Genomic DNA, 20,247 nt, shown 5'->3' with positions numbered 1-20,247 from the left:
GGCCTTCGCGCGGTGCCACAACTCCATGATCGACGGAGTCGTCGGAAGGGCACGACGGCGGCGCGGCCGACCCGTGGCAACCCGGGGCGGTCAGCGGGGCTGGTCGAGGAAAGCCAGGGTGACGGCGGCGAACAGCGGCGACTGGTCGATGTCGTAGTGGGTCAGGCCGGGCAGGATCGCCAGCGCGTGCCCACCCGCCGGGCGGCCCTCGCCACCCCAGCCGCCGTCCCGCAGGCCGCCGTCGAGCAGCTTGAACACCTCGACGTAGTGGCTCGGCGGGGCCATGTCCGCGTCGGCGGCGACGATCAGCGTCGGCACCCGCAGGCCGCGTACCTGCTCGGTGAGGTCGAAGTCCTGCGCCATCGCCTCGCCGATCTTGTCGAGCAGCCGGGGGAAGTCCTCCGGGCGCGGCGCGACCCGCTGGTACAGCTCGTACATCGGGGTGTCCTTCATGAACTCGGCCGCCGCGCCGGTGACCTGACCCTGCTGCGCCAGCAGCTCCGGGTGGACGGCGTCCCGCCGGATGTGCGCCGACGCGGAGACCAGCCGGCCCACCTTCTCCGGGTGCCGGAACGCCACCTGCATCGCGACGCCGCCGCCGAGGGAGAAGCCGACCAGGTCCGGCCGGTCCAGCCCGAGGTGGTCGATGAGCGCGGCGATGTCGTCGGCCATCAGCGCCATGTCGAGCGGCCGGTCCACGTCGGCGGTGCGGCCGTGGCCCTGCAGGTCGACCAGGATCACCTGGTGCGTGGCGGTCAACGTGGGCAGGATCGGCGCGAACAGCTCGCCCGACATCAGGCCGCCGTGCAGCAGGATCATCGGGCGGCCCGCCCCGTGCGTCTCGTAGTAGAGGTGGACGCCGTTGACGTCGGCGTACCGTCCCGGGGCGGTGGTCTCGGCGGTGTGCTGCGTGGTGCTCATCTCGCGCTCCTCGTGTGTTCCGTGCTGACGAACTGTGGACCGGCCGGGACGGGCGGACTCATCGGTGCCCACGCCCCGGGTCTTCGGGTGTTCGCGTTCGCGCAGCATGTGGGCTAGTTTCGGCGGGGTGAGCGACGTGGCGAGCGTCCCTGTCGAGACGCAACTCGAGGCGTACCGGCCGGAGCTGACCGGCTACTGCTACCGGATGCTGGGCTCGGCCTTCGAGGCCGAGGACGCGGTGCAGGACACCTTCGTCCGGGCCTGGCGCAACTTCGACCGGTTCGAGGGGCGGTCCGCGCTGCGGACCTGGCTGTACCGGATCGCGACGAACGTCTGCCTGAACATGACCGCCAGCGCGCAGCGCCGGGTCCGCCCGATGGACCTCGGCCCGGCCGGCAGCGGCACCGCGACCCACCCCGGCGAGCCGCGACCGGAGCAGATCTGGCTCGGCCCGGTGCCGGACGACCGGGTCCTGCCCTCCGCCGGCGACCCGGCCGAGGTGGTCGCCGGGCGGGAGTCGGTCCGCCTGGCGTTCGTCGCGGCGTTGCAGCACCTGCCGCCGAAGCAGCGCGCCGTGCTCATCCTGCGGGAGGTGCTGGCCTGGTCGGCCCAGGAGGTCGCGGAGCTGCTCGACACCTCGGTGGCGAGCGTCAACAGCGCCCTGCAGCGGGCCCGGGCCACCATCGCGTCCGCCGACACCGGCGCCGAGGCGCGCCGCCCCCTCGACGAGGAGCAGCAGGCGCTGCTGGCCCGCTACGTGCGCGCGTTCGAGGCGTACGACCTGACGGCGCTCACCGCGCTGCTGCACGAGGACGCGACGCTGTCGATGCCGCCGGTGCCGCTGTGGCTGCGCGGTCCCGACGACATCACGGCCTGGATGACCGGTACGGGCAGCGGTTGCCGCGGCTCCCGCCTGGTGCCGGTGGCGGCCAACGGCATGCCGGCGTTCGGGCAGTACCGGCGCGACCCCGACTCAGGGCACGTGCCCTGGTCGCTGATCGTGTTGGGGCTCTCCGGCGGCCGGATCACGTCGCTCAACCACTTCCTCGACACCGACCGCCTGTTCCCGCTCTTCGGCCTGCCGGCCCGGCTCGAGGAGGGCGCCGGCCAGCCCGAGCAGGCCGGCCAGGTCGCATAGGTCCACGCTCGCGCCCCGGACCTCCAGCCGCCACCCGAACCGGCGGGCGGTCAGGCCCAGCCGCGCCAGCGCCTCGACCGTGACCAGGTCCGGCCGGGTGACGCCGGAGACGTCGCAGACCACCACGCCACGGCCCCGGCCCCGCAGCGCCTCGGCCAGCTCGGCACAACGGACGGCCACGTCCGCGCGGGTCAGCGTGCCGCCGGCCAGGACGAGCAGGAGCGTGGTCACCCGGATTGGACCGGGGTACGGCCCGGTTCTCATCGGTACCGCCCCGTCGGCTCCCCGACAGGCGGTGACGCAATTTCTTCCGGTCATCTTGCCGACCGCAGTTACATCGACGTTAACTGCTATACCAATCATCGGTGCACGGCTATATGATCCCCGGTAGCTCGCCCCGAAGCCTCACGAAACCGCAGCTCCAGCACGCCTCACGCCGTTCACCGCGCCCGGCCCCCCGCAACCGCCGCGCCCGGTGAACGGCTCGATCGCCGGCGCCGGAATGGGCGCGGGTAATTGCTCGGCGCTGCGCCACGGCCTGCCGGAAAGGTGGGAACGGATGACAGGGATACCGTCCTTGGTCATCGGCATCGCGTCCTCGTCGGCCGAGCGCCGGCAGCTCGCCCAACTGCTCGGCGGCACCGAGTCGTTCCTGATCGTCTCCAGCGCCAACCAGGCGCGCCGATTCCTCGACTTGGTCCGCCGGCCGCCGGCGCCGCTCGCCCCGGCCGGGGACGCCGAGCCCGCCGCACCGACGCCGGGGCTGGAACTGGCCGTGGACTCCGACCGGCGGGTGTTGCGCTGGCGGGAGCGGGAGGTCGGGCTGACGCCGCTGGAGCACGACCTGTTCGTCTGTCTCGCCGGGACCCCCGGCCAGGTCTGGACGTACGCCCGGCTGCACCGGGCCGTGTGGGGCAACGACCACCTCGGCCGGGGCTCCGACATGCACTCCGTGGTCCGCCGCATCCGGCACAAGCTCGGCCGCCTGGGCGCCCCCGCCACGATCCACGCCGTCCGAGGCGTCGGCTTCCGCCTCACCCCGTCCTGACCCCTGGCGCGGCGCTCCCGTGCACCGCCGGCCGTGCGCCCGCGTGCCGTGTCGCGCCGCCTCATTCCGTCGATCTTGGACTTGTGGCGCCTGATTCGCCCGGATTCGCGCGCCTTGTTAGGTGCCACAACTCCATGATCGCCGGGTCGGCGCTCGGGGCGCGGGTGAAGGGCGAGGTGCGGCGAGGGGTGAACGGGGGTGGGGGGATGTGGAGCGGCCCGCCCGGTGCGGGGCACCGGGCGGGCCGATCGGGTTGCCGCTGGGGTCAGCAGCGGGCGGGGGAGAGGGTGAAGTCCTCCACGGTGGGCGTGGCGGAGCTGATCTTCGTCTGGCGCGTCTGGGGCTTCCAGCCGTCCTTGGCGACGATCAGCGTGAGCGGGTTGTTGCGCCGGTCCATCCAGTAGGCGTACCGGCCGTCGGCGTCCGTCGTGAAGGTGTAGGAGTTCGCCCAGGAGTCGACCTGGACGGTCGCGCCCGGCAGCGCCGCCGTGGCGCCCTGGCAGCTCCTGCCGGAGACCGTCCCGGACAACTTGCCCCAGGTGGTCGGCGGCTGCGCGATCATGGTGACCGCCACCGGCGGCACCGTGTACGGCGTGTTCTCCTTGATCACCACGGACGCCGAGTAGGTGCCCGGCTGGTCGACGTTCGCGGTCATGCCGACCGTGACGGTGACCTTCTCACCGGGCGCCAGGGTGACCTTCGACGTGTCGACGGTCAGCCAGCTGACGTCGGCCGCACCCTCGGCGCACTCCGAGAAGCCGGGCAGGACCTCGCTGTCCTTGGTGGCCGTGAAGCCGCCCGACGAGCCGCCGACCTTGTAGAACCCGCAGGCCGCGCCGCCCCGGTAGCGGGGCGCGTTGGCGTTGGGCAGGTTGGCCCACGAGTCGGTCGCCGGGTCGAACGCGAAGCCGGCGTTGGTGATGGCCCCGCCCTGCGACCCGCCGACGACCAGGAGCTTGCCGTTCGCCACCGCGTACGAGGCGGCCCAGCTGTCGGCCGGCGCGTCCGGGATGGGGGTCCAGGCGTTGGCGCCCGGGTCGAACGCGTACCCGGCCTTCTGCGACACCGTCCCGTCGTTGCCGCCGGTGCAGTAGACGGTGCCGTCGATCCCGCCGCAGGACAGGAACGCCACCGACTTCGGGTAGGCGGGCAACGTCTCCCAGGTGTCCGCGCCCGGGTCGTAGCGGACCACCGAGTTGGACATCGGCAGGCAGCTGGCCGTGGTGCAGCCACCGATCGCGTACAGCTTGCCGCCCGCGACCGCCTGACCCGCCGCCGCCCGGGGCGCCGGGTTGCTCGCCCGCGCGGTCCAGGTGTTCGTCGCCGGGTCGTACGACCAGGTGGTGCCGTCGGGCCCGGAGGCGCCCCAGCCGCCGCTGACGATGATCTTGCCGTCGACCACACCGGCCGTCACGGCGTTGCGGGCGCCGGGCAGATCGGCGATGCCGGACCAGGTCTGCGCGACCGGGTCGTACCGGTAGTTCTTCGCGCTGGAGGTGGTGCCGTCGCCGCCGGCGATCGAGTAGATCTTGCCGTCGACGGTGACGACCCGGTTGTCCATCACGTTCGCCGGGTAGCCCGGGATGGCGGTCCAGGGGTCCGCCTGCGGGCCGGCCGCCGGGGTCACGCCCGTGGACGACTTGCCGGACGAGCGGGCGGCGAACGACGTGGCGGCGGTCAGCCGCTGCGCCGGTGCGCCGGTCGAGCCGAGCAGCGCCTGCTCGGACAGCTGGGAACCGTCGGCCCGTTGCAGGACGAACCCGCCGTCGCGTTCACCGAACTCGACGTCGACCGGCGCCCCGCCGGTGTTGGTCACGGTGAACGTCCTGCTGACCTTCCCGCTCGGCATCCGGGCCGTTCCGGTCAGCGAGGTCGGCTGCACCGACAGCCGGCCGGCGGCGAGTTGGAAGTTCGCCGCGGTGGCCCAGTCCGCCTCGACCGTGACCTGCTTGGTCTGGCTGACGTAGTTGCCCGCGCTGGCGGTGAACGGGTGCTTGCCGGTCAGCGACGAGAACATCCAGTAGAAGCCGTCCGGCAGCTCGGTGTCGTCCGGCGTGGCGACCGTGGTGGCCTTCTCCGCCGGGCGGTCCTTGCTGGTCACGGTGGCCCCGTTGACGTAGCCGTTGTCGTTCTTGTCGCGCACGTGGCCGAGCACCAGGCCGCCGGCGACCGGCTTGCAGACGAGCTTGCTGCCGATCAGGACGTTGTCGACCTCCCACCACCACTCCCAGCTGGCGTTGTAGTAGTGGAAGCGCACCTGCACCTGCGACTGGTTCGCCGCCTGCGGAATCGCTATCTCGGTCACCTTCGGGCCGCGCACGTCGGCCGCCTGCCGGAGCACGTTGCTCCAGGTGGCGCCGCCGTCGAGGCTCAGGTCCACGTCCGCGCGGTCGCTGTTCAGCCAGTTGTAGTCCTGGTTGAACCGGATCACCGGGGCGCTCACCCCGGTCAGGTCGACGACCGGGCTGACCAGCGAGGTGTCCTGCTGTCCGCCGCTGCCGTAGTTGTCGCTGTCGATGATGGCGAAGGTGCCGCTGCCGCCGGTCAGGTTGCCGCGCTCACCGCTGTCGGTGAACTCCCAGACCTGGCCGGTGCCGGCGTTGTCCACCACGGACCAGCCGTCCGGCACGCCGGTGCCGTCGAACGTCTCGTACTCGCCGTCCGAGCTGACGGTGTAGCCGGGCGCCGTGGTGCACGCCTCCGGGTCCGCCGGTACCTCGATGTTGGCGGTGAGGTTGCCGGCGCCGACCGTGACCTCCTTGGTGACGGTCAGGTAGCCGGCGTACTGCGGCTCGACGGTGAGCCGGTAGGTCGACCCGGACGGCAGCGTCAGGCTGTAGCGGCCGGTGGCGGGCGTGGTGTAGTCGGAGATCGGCGTGCCCTCGACGCTCACCTTCGCGTAGAGCGGCCAGCCGTGGCCGGACCCGTCGGTGACCTGCCCGCCGATCGTGACGCTCGGCACCGCGCTCAGCGCCACGTCGAGCGTGGTGGTCGTGTTCTTGGTGACGGTCGCGGAGAGGGTGCGGCTCGCGTAGCCGAACGCGGAGACGACCACCTGGTAGTCGCCGGCCGGCAGCAGCGAGGAGTACGTGCCGTCGGCGCCGGTGGTCAGCGTGCGGTCCGCCGCGCCGGTCAGGGTGACCGTCGCGCCGGCGATCGCGGCGCCGGTGGCCGCGTCGGTGACCGTGCCGGCCAGCGTGCCGTTGTCCCCGATCGGGGCGGCGGCGACGAGCGCGAGCGCGTCCAGCCGGCCCTCGCCGTAGACGTTGTTGTCGTCCGCGGTGCCGCCGCACTGGGTGTCGGCCTTGTCGGTCGCCGTGTCGTTGAGCAGGGCGCGCGTCGCCGCGACGTCACCGACCAGGGTGGGCGCCGCCGACCAGAGCAACGCGATCGCGCCGGCCAGGTGCGGCGCCGCCATCGAGGTGCCGCTGATGCTGGCGTACGAGTTGGTCGGCACGCTGGAGCGGACGTTCACGCCGGGGGCCGAGATGTTCGGCTTGATCTCGCCGTTCTGCCCGGTGCCCCGGGACGAGAAGCTGGCGATGTTGTTGTTGATGTCGTACGCCCCGGCCGAGTAGTTGCTGGCCAGGCTGCCCGGCGAGCCGCTGGTCTGGCAGGACGGGCCGTTGTTGCCGTTGGACCAGACGCCGAAGATGCCGGAGGCGGTCCACGCGTCGGTGACGTCCTCCATGAACGGCTCGTTGGACGGCGCCGTGGTGCCCCACGAGTTGTTGATGATGTTCGGCCGCTTGCTGGCGTCCGGGTTCTGGCCGCTGAGGTCGGTGGGCTCCAGCATCCACTGCCCGGAGGAGATCAGCGCCGCGTCGGTCGGGCAGCAGCCGTTCGCGGCGATCCACTTGACCTCGGGGGCGACGCCGATCTGGTTCGCGCCGTCCGCGCCGGCCATGGTGCCCATGGTGTGGGTGCCGTGGCCGTCGGAGTCGCACGGCGCGGTGGCGCACTCGCCGGCCGCGTCGAACCAGTTGTAGTCGTGGTCGAAGGTGCCGTCACCGTTGTTGCCCCGGTAGGAGTTCACCAGTGCCGGGTGGTCGAACTGGACCCCGCTGTCGATGCTGGCCACGGTGATGCCGGCGCCCTTCACGCCGTACTGGGACCAGACGTCGTCGGCGTTGATGTTGGCGATGCCCCACTCCAGGGCGTTCGGCGCCTTCTCGTCGGTGCCCGGAGTGGTCTCGGGCAGCTTGTACTCGACCGGGGCGTAGATGCCGTCCACCTCGGCGTGGGCGGCGAAGTTCTGCGCCATGGTCAGCGAGCCGCCGGTGACCTTGATGGCGTTGGTCGCCCAGAACGTCTGGTACTTCGTGCCGGAGCGGTCCAGCTCGGCGCGGATCTTCCCCTGGCTGTCGGCGGCGGTCTTGCGCAGCGCCGCCGCGACGGCGGCGCCGCGCTGGTTCCAGTCCTTGGTCGCGGCGGCCTTGCCCAGGTCGGCCCGGGCGGAGAAGTGGATCCAGAAGTCGCCCTCGCTCTTGCCCTGGAGTTGCCGGGTGAGTTCGGGGCGGATCTTGTCGCCGGCCGTGGCGCCGGCGCCCGTGCCGGCCTGCGCCTGTGCTCCGGTGCCGGTGGCGGCCAGTGCGGTCGCGGCGAGCACCAGGGCGGCCCCCGCGCTCACCAGCCGCCGGGCCAGGCCCCTTCGGTGTGGACGTCTCAGCATCGGTGCTGCCTCCTCCTCCGATGACCCGCGGATGTTCGAGCCATGACAGAAGGGCCAGGAGCTGCGCTCCCGACTGGTCACTCCGGTTTGAGACGAACCCCCCAGGCCCCCTAGGCGCCGTGCGGGTCTACGCCGGTCACCTGAATGGACACTATGATCGACACCGAAGGACGATCAATGACCGTACGTGAGCAACTTGTCACCAACAGGCCCTCCGATCGCGGACCGGTTGACAGTGACTGTCACGGTGGGGTGCGGTGACGACTGACGACACGAGCGCGACGACCGCCGGCGCCGACCCGGCGGAGCGTCCCTTCTCGCTGGTCATCGGCGTCACGCCGTCACCGGCGGAACGGTTGCGGCTCACCGAGCTGCTGGACGGCGTCGCGCCGTTGCTGATCGTCGCCGACCTGGACGAGCTGCGCGAGTTGATCAATCCCGGTGAGGGTGTCCGGCGGGGTCCACCGTTGACGCTCCCGGATGGGGCGGGGCCCTCAACCGACGCCCGGGAGTCCGCGCCCGACCGCGCGTTGGTGATCGACGTCGCCCGGTCCACCGCCCGGTGGGGTGACCGGGAGGTCGCGCTCACCCGGCTGGAGCGGGACCTGCTGACCTGCCTGACCGCCGAGCCGGTGCGGGTGTGGAGCTACGCCGAGCTGCACCGCGCGGTCTGGCACGACGCGGCGACGCAGCGCCGGGCCGACGTGCAGTCCCTGGTCAAGCGGCTGCGCCGCAAGCTCGACGGGTTGGGCACCGGGGTCACCGTCGTCGCGGTACGCGGCGTCGGCCTACGGTTGACCGATCACCGCCGCCCTCCGGTCCGGGGCGACTGACCCGCGATTCCGTCCGCACGATTCGTCGAGTCCGAAAGGGGCATCTCCCGGACATGTCACGCTGGCGCTGGCTTCTGGCGGACCAGGTGGGTCCCCACTTCCTCGACGACGACGCGCAACGCGTCCTGCTGGTGGAGACCCGGTCGCTGTTCGCCCACCGGCGGCTGCACCGCCAGAAGGCGCACCTGATCCTGTCCACGCTGCGACATCGCGCCGCCGAACTCGGCGACCGGGCCCGGCTGGTACGCGCCGACACGTTCCGGGAGGCGCTCGCCGGCCTGGGCGAGCCGGTCGAGGTGGTGCACCCGGCGTCGCGGGCGGCGCTGGCGTTCGCCCGTACCGTCGACGGGTTGACCGTGCTCCCGCCGCGCGGGTTCGTCACCGACCGTGCCGACTTCGCGGCCTGGGCCGACCGGCGGCGCGGCCAGCTGCGGATGGCCGACTTCTACCGGTACGCGCTGAACCGCCACGACCTGCTGCGCGACCTGCCGGTCCCGGCGCGCCGGCCCCGCCGGCGGCCACCGACCGACGTGCCGCCACCGCCGGCGATCGTCGAGGACGACATCGACGCGCAGGTCCGCCGTGACCTGGACCGGTGGGAGGCGGAGGGGATCCGGTTCGTCGGCCGGGACGCGCCGCGCCGCCACCCGGCCACGCACGCCGAGGCGCGGGCCCGGCTCACGCACTTCCTCGACCACCGGCTGCCCGCGTACGCCGACACCGACTGCCTGCTCGTCGACGGCGACGGCCGCCTCGCGTCCAGCGTGCTGTCGTCCTCGTTCAACCTCGGGCTGCTCGACCCGGCGCCGGCGATCCGGGCCGCCGAGCGCGCCGGCCGGGACGGCACGGCGCCGCCCGCGGCGGTGCACCGGTTCGTCCGTGGCCTGTTCGGGTGGCGCGAGTTCCTGTGGCAGCTCTACTGGTACTTCGCGCCGCGCTTCCGCGGCGTCGGCTGGCTCGCCGCCACCCGGCCGCTGCCGGACTGGTTCGACCGCCTCGACGCCGACGCGGTGGAGGCGCGCTGCCTGGCCGACGTGCTGGCCGGCGTCCGCGACACCGGCTGGGCGAGTCAGACCGCACGGCTGACCGTGCTCGGCAACTACGGCCTGCAACGCGGCTGGCGCCCCGCCGACCTGGCCGACTGGTTCCAGCGCAGCTTCGTCGACGGCGCCGACTGGGTCATGAACGCCACCGTCATCGGCATGAGCCAGTACGCCGACCTGGCCCGCATCGACACCCACCCCTGGGCGTTCGACGGCGCGCACGTCGACCGGATCAGCGACTACTGCGGCGGCTGCCGGTACGAGCCGGCGGTGGCGCTCGGCGACGACGCCTGCCCGTACACCGCCGGGTTCGACACGTTCCTGCACCGCAACCGGGAGCGGCTCTCCGCCGACCCGCGCCTCGCCGCCGCGCTGGCCGAGCGCACCGACCCGCAGCGCCGCGACGCGGTGCTGGCGCAGGAGGAGAAACGCGGCGACGAGGCACCCTGACCGGGGGTGCGGAAAACCCCAGGGCTGCGCTCCGGTCGACCCGCTCAGGCGTGCGTTCACCCTCATGGTCCGCGCCCCGCCGCGGCCATAGCGTCGGGACATGATCGATTCATGGCACCTCACGACCTCCGCCGCCGCGCCGACGCCCGGTGACACCGGCGGCCTGGCCGGATTCGCGGCCGACCTGGTCGAGCGCCTCGGCGCTCCCGGCGCCGGGCTGGCGGTGGCGCTGGAGAACCTGTTCCCGCCGATCCCGAGCGAGGTGATCCTGCCGTTGGCCGGCTTCGCCGCCAGCCAGGGTCGGATGAGCCTGGTCGCCGCGATCGCCTGGACCACGCTCGGCTCCGTGGTCGGCGCGGTGGTCCTCTACCAGGTCGGCGTGGTGCTCGGCCGGGACCGGGTACGGGCCATCGTCCGGCGACTCCCGCTGGTCAAGCTCAGCGACCTCGACCGGACCGAGGCGTGGTTCGCCCGGCACGGCACGGCGACCGTCTTCTTCGGGCGCATGATCCCGATCTTCCGGAGCCTGATCTCCGTTCCGGCCGGCGTGGAACGGATGCCGATCGGCAGGTTCCTGCTCTACACCACGCTCGGCAGCCTCGTCTGGAACACCGTGTTCGTGCTCGCCGGCTACCAGCTCGGCGCCAACTGGCACGTGGTCGAGGAATGGGCGGGGGCGTTCCAGAACGTCGTCATCGTCGTCTGCGTGCTCGTGCTCGGCGCGCTCGTGGTGGCCGGGCTGCTCCGGCAGCGGCGACGTCCGGTCGCCGCGGAGGTCGCCGGTGATCCGACTCCGCGTGGCGGACCGGGCCTGCCGGTGCGATCCGGCACCGTGTACCGCAGCCGGGGTCACCTGGGGGAGGATCGCTGAGCGGCGGCACCGGCAGGCCGGCGGGGAGGGGCGGATGGTGGTGACCGGAGGCGTGCGGATCGGCCGGTGGGCGCGGCCCGTGGCCGGCGTCGTCGCCGGTGTCGTCACCGCCGCCGTCGAGATGGCGATCCTGGTCGCGTCCGGCCTGCTGCTGACCCTGACCGTGCCGGCCCCGGCGCTGCGCCGCCGCGTCCTCGCCGCCGTCCTCCGGTACGCCCCGGTGGCCGCCCGGTGGGAGCGGCGGCGGCTGGCCTGGGCCGCGAACCGTCCGGCGCCCGCCCCGTTGCGCGCCACCGGCCGGCGGGCCGTCGGCTACCTCGCGCTGCGGGTCGTGCCGGGCCTGCTCGGCGCGCTCACCGTCGGGGTGCTGGCCGTGGGCGTGGTGCTCGCGGCCGTCCTCCTCCGTGCCGTCGTGACCGGCGGCGTCGCCGTGCCCGATCTGCTGCTGCAACTCGTGATCGGGGCGGGCCTGCTCCTGGTGAACCTCCAGGCGGTCGCCAGCGTCGGCGCGCTGGACCGGCATCTCGCGCGGCGCATGCTGGAGCCCGACGGCGAAGACGCGCTGCGGCGCCGGATCGACGAGCTGACCGAGAGCCGGGCCGGCGTCATGGCGGCGGTCGACGCGGAGCGCCGGCGGATCGAGCGGGACCTGCACGACGGCGTGCAGCAGCGTCTCGTCGCGCTCGGCATGCTCCTGGGTCGCGCGCGACGCAGCCGCGACCCGGACCGGGCGCGGGCCCTGCTGGACCAGGCGCACGCCGACGTGCAGTGGGCCCTCGACGAGCTGCGGGAGGTGGCCTGGCAGGTCTACCCGTCGGCGCTCGACCACAGCCCGCTGGACGAGGTGCTGACCATGGTGGCCCGGCGCACGCCGATCCCGGTGCGGATCAGCCACGCACTGCCCGACCGCCCGCCGCGTCCGGTCGAGGCCGTGCTCTACTTCATCGCCTGCGAGGCGATCACCAACGCGGCGAAGCACGCCGGCGCTACCGTGATCGACATCGAGATCAGGGCCGGGGACGGGGGAGTGGACATGTGGGTCCGTGACGACGGCCGGGGCGGGGCCGATCCCGCCGGCAGCGGGCTGCGTGGCCTCGCCCGGCGGGCCGCGGCTCTCGACGGCAACCTCGACGTGTCCAGTCCGCCGGGCGGTCCGACCACGATCCGGGCGACGCTCCCGTGCGGATAGTCCTGGCCGAGGACTCGACGCTGCTCCGCGACGGGCTCACCCGGTTGCTGGTCGACGAGGGGCACGAGGTGGTGGCCGCGGTGGGCGACGCCGACCACCTGGTCGCCGCCGTCGCGCGGCACCGTCCCGAGGTGGTGGTCACCGATGTGCGGATGCCGCCCACCAACAGCGACGACGGGTTGCGGGCCGCGCTGGAGATCCGCCGCGAGTTCCCCACCGTCGCGGTGCTGGTCCTGTCCCAGTACGTCGAGAAGCGCTACGCCGCCCAGTTGCTCGCCGACCGCTCCGAGGGCGTCGGGTACGTGTTGAAGGACCGCGTCGCCCAGGTCGAGGACTTCCTCGACGCGCTCGACCGGGTCGCCGCCGGCGCCACCGCGCTCGATCCGGAAGTGGTGCGGCAGCTCATGTCGGGCACGAGCCGCACCGATCCGCTCAGCCGTCTCACCCTACGAGAACGCGACGTGTTGCACCACATGGCGCAGGGCCACACCAACGCCGCCGTCGCCCAGCGGCTGCACGTCTCGCAGAGCGCGGTGGAGAAGCACGTCAACGCCATCTTCGACAAGCTCGACCTCTCCGACGCCACCGGGTACAGCCGCCGGGTGCTGGCGATCCTGCGGTATCTGGGCTCCTGAGCCGTCAGGCCGGCACCCCCTCCAACGCGGTCCGGAAGTCGGCCACCAGGTCGTCGGTGTCCTCGATGCCGGTGGAGACGCGGACCAGGCCCGCGCCGATGCCGGCGGCGGCGAGCTGCTCGGCGTCCACGATGCCGGCCCACATCGAGCGCGGGTGCACCACGAGCGTGCTGACGCTGCCGAGGCTGGCCGCCCGCTTGCCCAGGCGCAGCCCGGCCAGCAGCGCCGCCGCGCCGGCCCGCCCGGCCGCCAGCTCGACGCCGAGCACCCCGCCGAAGCCGGTCATCTGCCGGCGGGCCAGCGTGTGCTGGGGGTGCGAGGGCAGCCCCGGATAGCGGACCCGGGCCACCGCCGGGTGACCCTCCAGCGCCCCGGCCAGCGCGAGCGCGTTGGCGTTGTGCCGTTGCACCCGCAGCGCCAGCGTGCGCAGGCCGCGCAGCAGCAGCCAGGCGTCGACCGGGCCGAGCGTGGCGCCGGTGACGATCGCCGTGCGCCACACGCGCTCGATCAGCTCCGCGCCGCCGACCACCACCCCGGCGGACACGTCGGAGTGCCCGCCGAGGAACTTGGTGCCGCTGTGCCACACCAGGTCCGCCCCGGCGTCCAGCGGACGCTGGTTGACCGGGGTGGCGAACGTGTTGTCCACCACCACCAGCGCGCCGGCGGCGTGCGCGGTCGCCACCACGGCGGCCAGGTCGGTCAGCTCCAGCAGCGGGTTGCTCGGCGTCTCCACCAGCACCAGCCGGGTCTGCGGCCGCAGCGCCCGGGCGAACGCGTCCGCGTCCGTCTGGTCGACAGACGTGCACGTGACGCCGAAGCGGGCCAGCAGGCCGGTGGCCAGCGAGGTGGTGCCGCCGTAGGTGCTGCGCTGCACCACCACGTGGTCGCCGGCCGCGAGCAGGGCCAGCGCGACCGTGCTGATCGCGCCCATCCCGGACGCGGTGACCAACCCGGTCTCCGCGCCCTCCAGCTCGGCGACCACGGCGGCCACCTGGGCGTGGTTGGGGTTGCCGTAGCGGGTGTAGAACGCGCTGCCCCGCGCCTCGGTGGCGATCTCGGTGAACCGCTCGTCGGACTCGGCGCTGAACGTCGCGCTCTGCACGATCGGCGGGGCCACCGACCCGCCCGGAACCAGGCCGTCGTCACCGTGCACCGCGATCGTGCCGAACCCGGTCATCCGCGGGCCACCCGGTCGACCAGCGCCCGGTAGCTGCCCAGCGCGGTGAACTCGGGCAGCGTCAGGTCACTGCCGTGGCGCTGTCGCAGGACGGTGACCAGACGCAGCGCGCGCAGCGAGTCGCCGCCGGCGGTGACGAAGTCGGTCGCCGGGTCACGCGGCGCGGCGCCGAGCACCTCCTGCCAGGCCGCCGCCACCCGGTCCGCCCACCGCTGCCGCGCGTCCCCGCCGGCCGCCGGGGACGCCACCGCCGGCAGGGGCGCGGCCGGGTCGGCGGCCAGCAGCCGGCGGAAGCCGTCGGCAAGCGCGTCCACCCGCTCGGCCGGCACGTGCCGGTGGTCGTACTGGATCATCAGCCCGAGGCGACCGGCGTCCAGCTCGGCGTCGACGGCGAGGCTGAACGCCACGTCCACGGTGACGCCCCGGCTGTCCACGATGCGACTGCCGGCACCGGCCGGTCGCGCCGGGAAGTGCGTCCAGTTGAAGAAGTGGTCGAAGCGCGGGCCCGCGCCGCCGGCCCGGACGATCTCGGCCAGCGGGAAGCGGTGGTGGCCCATCAGTTCCCGCTCGGCCCGCCACGCCGCGGCGGCCAGCTCGGCCACCGACCGGGTGCCCAGCGCGACCCGCACCGGCAGCGTGTTGAGGAACAGCCCGAGCGTGGCGTCGCTGCCCTCCCCCTCGGGTCGGCCGCCGACCACCAGGCCGCTGACCACGTCGTCCCGGCCGGCCAGCTCGCCGAGCAGGCGCAGGTGCAGGGCGAACAGCCAGGACTTGACCGGCACCCCGGCGTCCCGGGCCACCTCGGCCACCCGCTCGGTGGTGCCGGCCCGCAGCGGCACCCGCTGGGTGGTGGTGGTCCTCGGCTGCGCCCTGCCGACCAGCAACGGCGGCGCGGCGCCGGCGCCGTCACGCCAGAACCGCCGGGTCGCCGGGTCGGCCAGGGCCGCCCGCTCGGCCGTCACGTACTCCCGGAACGGCAGACCCGGATCGGCGGCGGCCGGTGTGCCGGCCCGCTCCCGGTCGTACGCGCCGAGCAGGTCGGTGATGAACAGGTGCAGGCTCCAGCCGTCGAGGACGGCGTGGTGCTCGGCGACCAGCAGCGTGAACGTGTCCCCGTCGGCGCGCAGCGCGTGCAGCCGCAGCAGCGGCGGCCGGGTGAGATCGAACGGGCGGAGACGTTCCTCGGCGACCAGCGCGTCGATCCGGTCGCGGCGGGCCTGCGGGTCCAGGCCGGACAGGTCGGTCACCGGCAGGTCGACCGGCACCCGCTCGTGCACGAGTTGCAGCGGTTCGGCGTACGCGCCGAGCGCGAAGCCGGTGCGCAGCACCGGGTGGGCGTCGACCAGGACGGTCAGCGCGCGGCGCAGCGCCGCCGGGTCCAGCGGCGCGGCCACCTCGTGCGCGGTGACGTTGTGGTAGACGGCGGGGTCACCGGTCAACTCGCCGTGGTAGACCATGCCGAGCTGGAGCGCGGTCATCGGATACGCGTCCACCAGCCCGTCCGGCAGCAACTCCCGGTCGGCCACGCCGACGAGCGCAAATCTGTCGGCCGTGCCGACGAGGGAGATCCGGGCGGCCGGCTCGGGCACGAGGCCGTCCAGCGTGATCCGGCCGTGGGCGACCAGTTCCCGGATCGTCTGGTGGGTGAAGATGTCGTTGAGCTGGAACGACAACCCGCGTTTCTGCGCCGCGACCTGCATCTGGATGCTGCGGATGGAGTCGCCGCCGAGCGCGAAGAAGCTGTCGGTGACGCCGAACGACGCCACGCCGAGCACCTCACGCCACGCCTCGACCAGGATCTCCTCGGCCCGGTTGGCCGGGGCCGTCGCCGGGTCGTCGGCCGGCCGTTCCACCCGGGGCGCGGGCAGCGCCGCCCGGTCGAGCTTGCCGTTGCGGGTCAGCGGCAGCTCCTCGAGCACCACCACGGCGGCCGGCACCAGGTGCGCCGGCAGCCGCTGCGCGAGCCACTCCTGGACGGTGGGCGCCGGCCCGGCGTCGGCGGCGGGCGTCCCCTCCGACGCGGCGGCGTACTCGCGGCGGACCGCGTGCAGGGTGTGCCGGTCGGTGCCGGCGAGCAGGTCGTCCTGCCGGGTGACCACGGTGAACCCGCGCGCCTCCAGCAGCGCCACCAGCTCGGCCAGCCGGCCGGCGGTCGCGGTGCCGGGCGCGTCGTGCACCTCCATGGCGACCTGCGCGACCAGCGGCCAGTGCCGGTCGTCCAGCCCGGCGAGCACGTCCGCCTCGGCCCGCTGCACGTCGATCTTCAGCAGGTCGATCCGGTGCGGGGCCAGCTCGTCCAGGACGGCCGACAGCGGCCGGACCGGCACGGTCAGCTCCCGGCCGGCGAACCGCTCGGCGAGCAGCTCGTCGGCCCGGTCGAGCAGCACGTCCCGCTCACCGGCGCCGGCGTCGCGCTCGTTGGCCAGGTACCGCTTGATCACGCTGATCTCGGCGTCCGGGTCGGCGTACGCGGCGTGCCCGGACATCATCGAGTAGCCCGGGTAGTAGGTGAAGGAGACCTCGCCGTCGGCCCGGGACAGCCCGTGGGCGTGCACCGTGGCCGGCACGCCGAACTCGGCGACGTTGCGGCGCAACGCGTCGGCCACGGCCGGCACCGGCTCGAACGCGTGGATCGTCGCGTCCGGACAGACCTGGTGCACGAAGAGCGAGAACATGCCGATGTTCGCGCCCACGTCGAGCACCGTCGCGCCGGGGCGCAGCGTGATCCCGTCGCGCAGGTAGACCCGCTGGACGAAGATCTCGTCGTACAGGTAGCGGGTCTCGTGCGGGTTGATCCCGGTCACCCGCCCGAGGTCGAGCGGGGCGGACCCGGACCGCGGCCGGACGTAGGCGACCAGCCGGTCGCCGTACCCGTCGTCGTCGCGGGCGACCACGGCGGCGTCGGCCACCCCCGGGTGCTCACGCAGCACGGCGGCGACCTCGCCCGGCTCCACCCGGAAGCCGTGGATCTTCACCTGGTCGTCGAGCCGGCCCAGGTAGCGCAGCCGCCGCTCGGCGTCGAAGCGGACCCGGTCGCCGGTGCGGTAGACCCGCTCGGCGCCGCCGTCGGGCAGCGGCAGCGCGACGAACCGGCGGGCGGTCGCCTCCGGGTCGCCCGGGTATCCCTCGGCCAGCTGCGGACCGGCCACGCACAGTTCACCGGCCACCCCGGGCGGGACCGGGCGCAGCCGCTCGTCCAGCACCCGGACCGCGACGCCGGGCAGCGGCCGGCCGATCGTCGGCGGCTCGTCCGCGTGGATCTCCGCGACGGTGGTGTCCACCGTGCACTCGGTCGGGCCGTACAGGTTGACCGCGCGCACGCCGGGCAGTGTCGCCACCGCCGACCACAGGTCCTCCGGGACCGCCTCGCCGCCGAGCAGCAGCAGCCCGGGCAGCCGGGCGTCGCCCGCGCCGGCGAGCAGGATGCGCAGCTGGGAGGGGGTCAGGTCGAGCACGTCCACCCGGTGCTCGGCGAGCGCCCCGGCGAGCGCCGCGCCGTCGCGGCGCACGTCGTCGGGCACCAGGTGGAGGGAGCGGCCGTGGGCGAGCTGCACCAGCTGTTTCACCGAGGCGTCGAACGTCAGCGGCGCGTTCACCGCCACCCGCAGGCCCGGCGGGCTGCCCGCGTACACGGTCGCCTCCAGCGCGCCGGCCAGGTGCGCGGCGGCGGCGTGCGACACCCGCACCGGGCGGGGCGTGCCGGTGGAGCCGGAGGTGAAGATGACGTACGCCGGGTCGGTCGGGGCCGGCGCGGTCGCGGGCGTCGCGCCGCCGGCGGCGACCAGCTCCGCGACGGACACCGTCGCCGGGCCGCCGACGCCGACCACGCAGTCGGCGCCGACCGCGCGCAGCTGCGCGGCCAGGCGCGGCGCCGGGGCGTCCGGGTCGAGCGGCACGAACACCGCGCCGGCACGCAGCACGCCGAGGAACGCCACCACCGTGTCCCGGGAGCGGGCGGCGAGCACGCCCACCGGCGCGCCGGCCAGGCCGCGCGCGGCCAGCGCCGCGGCCACCCGCGCGGCGCGGCGGTCCAGCTCCTCGACCGGGTACGCGCCGTCGGCCGCCGACACCGCCGTGGCGCCCCGGTCCATCCCGGCCAGGCCCGCGTCGATCAGGTCGACGAGGGTACGCCCCGGCGTCGCGCCCACCGTGCCGCCGGCCTCGGCCAGCCACCCGGCCTCCCCGGCGCCGAGCACGGCGAGCGGGGCGTCGCCGGCCAACGCGGCCGGCAGGCTGCGCAGCACCGCCACCACCGAGTCGAGCAGCCACCGCCCCCCGGTCACCCGCAGTGTCACCTCGTCGCCGCCGGTGCGCACGGTGAGCCGCGGCCCGGCCGGCGCCGGCGGGACGGGCACGTCCGCCGAGGTGCCGCCCAGCCCGGCCACCACGGCCGGCGCGACGGCCGGTTCCAGCGCGAACCCGGCGACCGCGCCGGTGCTCTCGTCGACCGGGTCGACCAGGTGGAACGTCTCATCGGCGACCGTCTCGGCGGCGCGGACGGCGGCCAGCAGCGCGGCCGGTTCCGCCGGCAGCGGCAGGGCCAGTCGCAGCGGTCCGTAGCCGCCCAGCGGGCCGACCACGCCGGCGGTGCCCTCGGCGTGCCGGCCGTCGTGCCAGCGGGCCAGCACCAGGTCCGCCTCCTCGGCCCCGTCGGGCGCCTCGGCCCGCCGGGCCACCGCGAGCGCCCAGGCGGCGAGCAGCACCGTGCCGACGGGTGCGTCCGCGACGCGGGCGACCTCGGCCAGCTCGGCGGCGGGCAGCGTCGCGGTGACCGTGGCGCCCGGGTCGTCCCCGTGCGGCTCGACCAGCCGCGCGGCCGGCGCGCCCGGCGCGGCGGCCGGGGCCGCCTCCCGCTCCTCCACCTGCCACTCGGTGACGTCGAGGAACTGCAACGCCTCCTCATCGGCCGGCGGCAGGTCACCGGCGTAGGCGCGGGCCAGGTCGGCCAGGACCAGGCGCAGGCCGGCCGGGTCGGCGATCAGCGGGGTGGCGGCCAACTCCAACGCGTCGTCGGTGAGGGTGACCGACAGCTCGCCCTGCGCGCCGACCGTGACCGCGCGGTCGTCGTCCACGTCCTGCAACGGCACCCGCAGCCCGGGGTGGTGCACCAGGGTCAGCCGCAGCGCCTCGTGCCGGGCCACCACCGTGTCGACGGCGGCCTGCAACCGGGCCGGGTCGAGCGGCCGGTCCAGCTGGACCCGCGCCCGGACCAGGTCCTGCTTGCCGGACCAGGCCAGCCGCTGGACCGGGGACAGACGGTATCCGTTCACAGCACACTCCGGTTCACGTAGAGGTCGGACATGGCGACCAGGATCTGCCGGTCGCCGGTGAAGGGTTCCCGGCCGTGGGTGGCCAGGAAGTTGTCCACCACCAGCACGTCGCCGCGCCGCCAGGGCACGGAGAGGGCGTGCCGCCGGTACAGCTCGCGGATGCCGGTGACCACCTCGTCGGCGATCGGCTCGCCGTCGCCGTGGTAGGCGTTGCGGGGCAGCCCCTCCGGGCCGTACTCGCGCAGCAGCGCGCCGGCCACCTCGGGCGGCATGTTCGAGACGTGGAACAGGTGGGCGTGGTTGAACCACACCGTCTCCCCGGTACGCGGGTGCGTCGCCGTCGCCTGCCGGCGCGCCACGGTCCGCAGCCCGTCGGAGCCCAGCCAGGTGAACTCCGTCGCCGAGGCGGCGCAGTACGCCTCCACCTCCGCCCGGTCGGTGGTCTGGAACGCCTCCTGCCAGGGCAGGTCCAGGTGCGGCCCGTAGTTGCGTACGTAGCGGACGCCGTCGCGGCCGAACCGCTCCCGCACCTCGGCCGGGATCAGCGGGGTGATCACCCGCTCGGCGGCCAGCGGGGTCGCGCCGCCGTCGCCGGTGGCCGGCTGCGCGCAGTAGAAGAACAGGTGCGTCGGCCAGTTGTGCGAGTACGACATCTCGTGGTGCAGCGGGATCCACTGGGCGGCGTTGAACTCGGTCGAGGTGAACACCTTGTCCGCCACCTCGTGCCGGGGCGCGGCGCGCTCCAGGTAGCCCAGCAGCTCCGGGCCGATCTCCCGGGCCGCGCGTCCGAAGTCGTCGGCGCTGTGCACGTCGAACCCGCGGAAGAACACCGCCGCGTGCCGGTCCAGGTCGGCCAGCAGCTCGGCCCGCCGCCCGGCGAGCCAGCCGGCCAGGTCGAGGTCGGGCACGGCGGCCTCGACCAGCAGCACGAAGTCGTCAGCGCCGAGCGTGCGCCGGGTCACCGGTGCGGAGACGGTGCCACCACTGCCGCGCCGGCGCG

The 20,247-nt window shown here is 74.3% G+C and carries 12 protein-coding genes and 1 pseudogene; 7 read left to right on the top strand and 6 right to left on the bottom strand.

Going from position 1 to position 20,247, the window contains the following annotated elements; all coding sequences use genetic code 11:
- Positions 1–90: 90 nt before the first annotated feature.
- Positions 91–921 carry an alpha/beta fold hydrolase gene (locus tag GA0070622_RS23655; RefSeq protein ID WP_091578813.1) on the bottom strand — a complete coding sequence of 277 codons (831 nt, stop codon included), beginning with the start codon at positions 919–921 and terminating at the stop codon, positions 91–93.
- 106 nt (positions 922–1,027) lie between these two features.
- Between GA0070622_RS23655 and GA0070622_RS23650 the strand changes: the two genes are divergently transcribed.
- The gene (locus GA0070622_RS23650) at positions 1,028–2,059 is read left to right on the top strand and encodes a sigma-70 family RNA polymerase sigma factor (protein WP_091578811.1); all 1,032 of its coding nucleotides are present in this window, start codon (positions 1,028–1,030) and stop codon (positions 2,057–2,059) included.
- A gap of 30 nt (positions 2,060–2,089) precedes the next feature.
- On the opposite strand, the pseudogene GA0070622_RS33730 reads toward GA0070622_RS23650, so the two are convergent.
- Positions 2,090–2,323 (bottom strand): annotated as a pseudogene (locus GA0070622_RS33730) (hypothetical protein); the annotation flags it as partial.
- Positions 2,324–2,618: 295 nt separating this feature from the next.
- On the opposite strand from GA0070622_RS33730, the gene GA0070622_RS23640 reads away from it, so the two are divergent.
- The gene (locus GA0070622_RS23640; protein ID WP_091578809.1) at positions 2,619–3,107 is read left to right on the top strand and encodes a winged helix-turn-helix domain-containing protein; all 489 of its coding nucleotides are present in this window, start codon (positions 2,619–2,621) and stop codon (positions 3,105–3,107) included.
- Positions 3,108–3,372: 265 nt separating this feature from the next.
- On the opposite strand, the gene GA0070622_RS23635 is transcribed toward GA0070622_RS23640, so the two are convergent.
- Positions 3,373–7,779: a S8 family serine peptidase gene (locus GA0070622_RS23635; RefSeq protein WP_091578807.1), complete on the bottom strand. Its 4,407-nt coding sequence runs from the start codon at positions 7,777–7,779 to the stop codon at positions 3,373–3,375.
- Positions 7,780–8,036: 257 nt separating this feature from the next.
- Between GA0070622_RS23635 and GA0070622_RS23630 the strand changes: the two genes are divergently transcribed.
- From GA0070622_RS23630 to GA0070622_RS23610, 5 genes are all read left to right on the top strand, one after another.
- Positions 8,037–8,612, top strand: a complete 576-nt coding sequence (locus tag GA0070622_RS23630) for a winged helix-turn-helix domain-containing protein (RefSeq protein ID WP_091578805.1) — start codon at positions 8,037–8,039, stop codon at positions 8,610–8,612.
- A 53-nt stretch (positions 8,613–8,665) separates the two neighbouring features.
- Positions 8,666–10,105, top strand: coding sequence for a cryptochrome/photolyase family protein (locus GA0070622_RS23625; protein WP_091578803.1), 1,440 nt, complete (start codon positions 8,666–8,668; stop codon positions 10,103–10,105).
- 100 nt (positions 10,106–10,205) lie between these two features.
- Complete coding sequence (locus GA0070622_RS23620) at positions 10,206–10,976, top strand: DedA family protein (protein WP_091578801.1); 771 nt, start codon at positions 10,206–10,208, stop codon at positions 10,974–10,976.
- 34 nt (positions 10,977–11,010) lie between these two features.
- Complete coding sequence (locus GA0070622_RS23615) at positions 11,011–12,165, top strand: sensor histidine kinase (protein ID WP_091578799.1); 1,155 nt, start codon at positions 11,011–11,013, stop codon at positions 12,163–12,165.
- Positions 12,156–12,800 carry a response regulator gene (locus tag GA0070622_RS23610; RefSeq protein WP_091578797.1) on the top strand — a complete coding sequence of 215 codons (645 nt, stop codon included), beginning with the start codon at positions 12,156–12,158 and terminating at the stop codon, positions 12,798–12,800. Before GA0070622_RS23615 ends, GA0070622_RS23610 begins: the two co-directional genes overlap by 10 nt.
- Positions 12,801–12,804: 4 nt before the next feature.
- On the opposite strand, the gene GA0070622_RS23605 is transcribed toward GA0070622_RS23610, so the two are convergent.
- From GA0070622_RS23605 to GA0070622_RS23595, 3 genes are read right to left on the bottom strand one after another with little or no spacing between them, the layout of a single operon-like run.
- On the bottom strand, positions 12,805–13,977 hold the full coding sequence (locus GA0070622_RS23605) for a trans-sulfuration enzyme family protein (protein WP_091578794.1): 1,173 nt from the start codon (positions 13,975–13,977) through the stop codon (positions 12,805–12,807).
- Positions 13,974–19,247: a non-ribosomal peptide synthetase gene (locus GA0070622_RS23600; RefSeq protein ID WP_091578791.1), complete on the bottom strand. Its 5,274-nt coding sequence runs from the start codon at positions 19,245–19,247 to the stop codon at positions 13,974–13,976. Before GA0070622_RS23600 ends, GA0070622_RS23605 begins: the two co-directional genes overlap by 4 nt.
- The gene (locus tag GA0070622_RS23595; protein ID WP_176710568.1) at positions 19,244–20,209 is read right to left on the bottom strand and encodes a TauD/TfdA family dioxygenase; all 966 of its coding nucleotides are present in this window, start codon (positions 20,207–20,209) and stop codon (positions 19,244–19,246) included. Before GA0070622_RS23595 ends, GA0070622_RS23600 begins: the two co-directional genes overlap by 4 nt.
- Positions 20,210–20,247: the final 38 nt, after the last annotated feature.

Origin of the sequence: Micromonospora sediminicola, assembly GCF_900089585.1 — a bacterium.
GTDB classification, from domain to species: Bacteria; Actinomycetota; Actinomycetes; order Mycobacteriales; family Micromonosporaceae; genus Micromonospora; species Micromonospora sediminicola.
Note: the sequence above shows the minus strand (reverse complement) of the source record. Positions and strands in the feature narration are given on the sequence as shown.

Coding starts and splice junctions, on each gene's coding strand:
- GA0070622_RS23655 (WP_091578813.1), bottom strand. CDS start 921: ATGAGCACCACGCAGCACACCGCCGAGACCACCGCCCCGGGACGGTAC.
- GA0070622_RS23650 (WP_091578811.1), top strand. CDS start 1,028: ATGTGGGCTAGTTTCGGCGGGGTGAGCGACGTGGCGAGCGTCCCTGTC.
- GA0070622_RS23640 (WP_091578809.1), top strand. CDS start 2,619: ATGACAGGGATACCGTCCTTGGTCATCGGCATCGCGTCCTCGTCGGCC.
- GA0070622_RS23635 (WP_091578807.1), bottom strand. CDS start 7,779: ATGCTGAGACGTCCACACCGAAGGGGCCTGGCCCGGCGGCTGGTGAGC.
- GA0070622_RS23625 (WP_091578803.1), top strand. CDS start 8,666: ATGTCACGCTGGCGCTGGCTTCTGGCGGACCAGGTGGGTCCCCACTTC.
- GA0070622_RS23620 (WP_091578801.1), top strand. CDS start 10,206: ATGATCGATTCATGGCACCTCACGACCTCCGCCGCCGCGCCGACGCCC.
- GA0070622_RS23615 (WP_091578799.1), top strand. CDS start 11,011: ATGGTGGTGACCGGAGGCGTGCGGATCGGCCGGTGGGCGCGGCCCGTG.
- GA0070622_RS23605 (WP_091578794.1), bottom strand. CDS start 13,977: ATGACCGGGTTCGGCACGATCGCGGTGCACGGTGACGACGGCCTGGTT.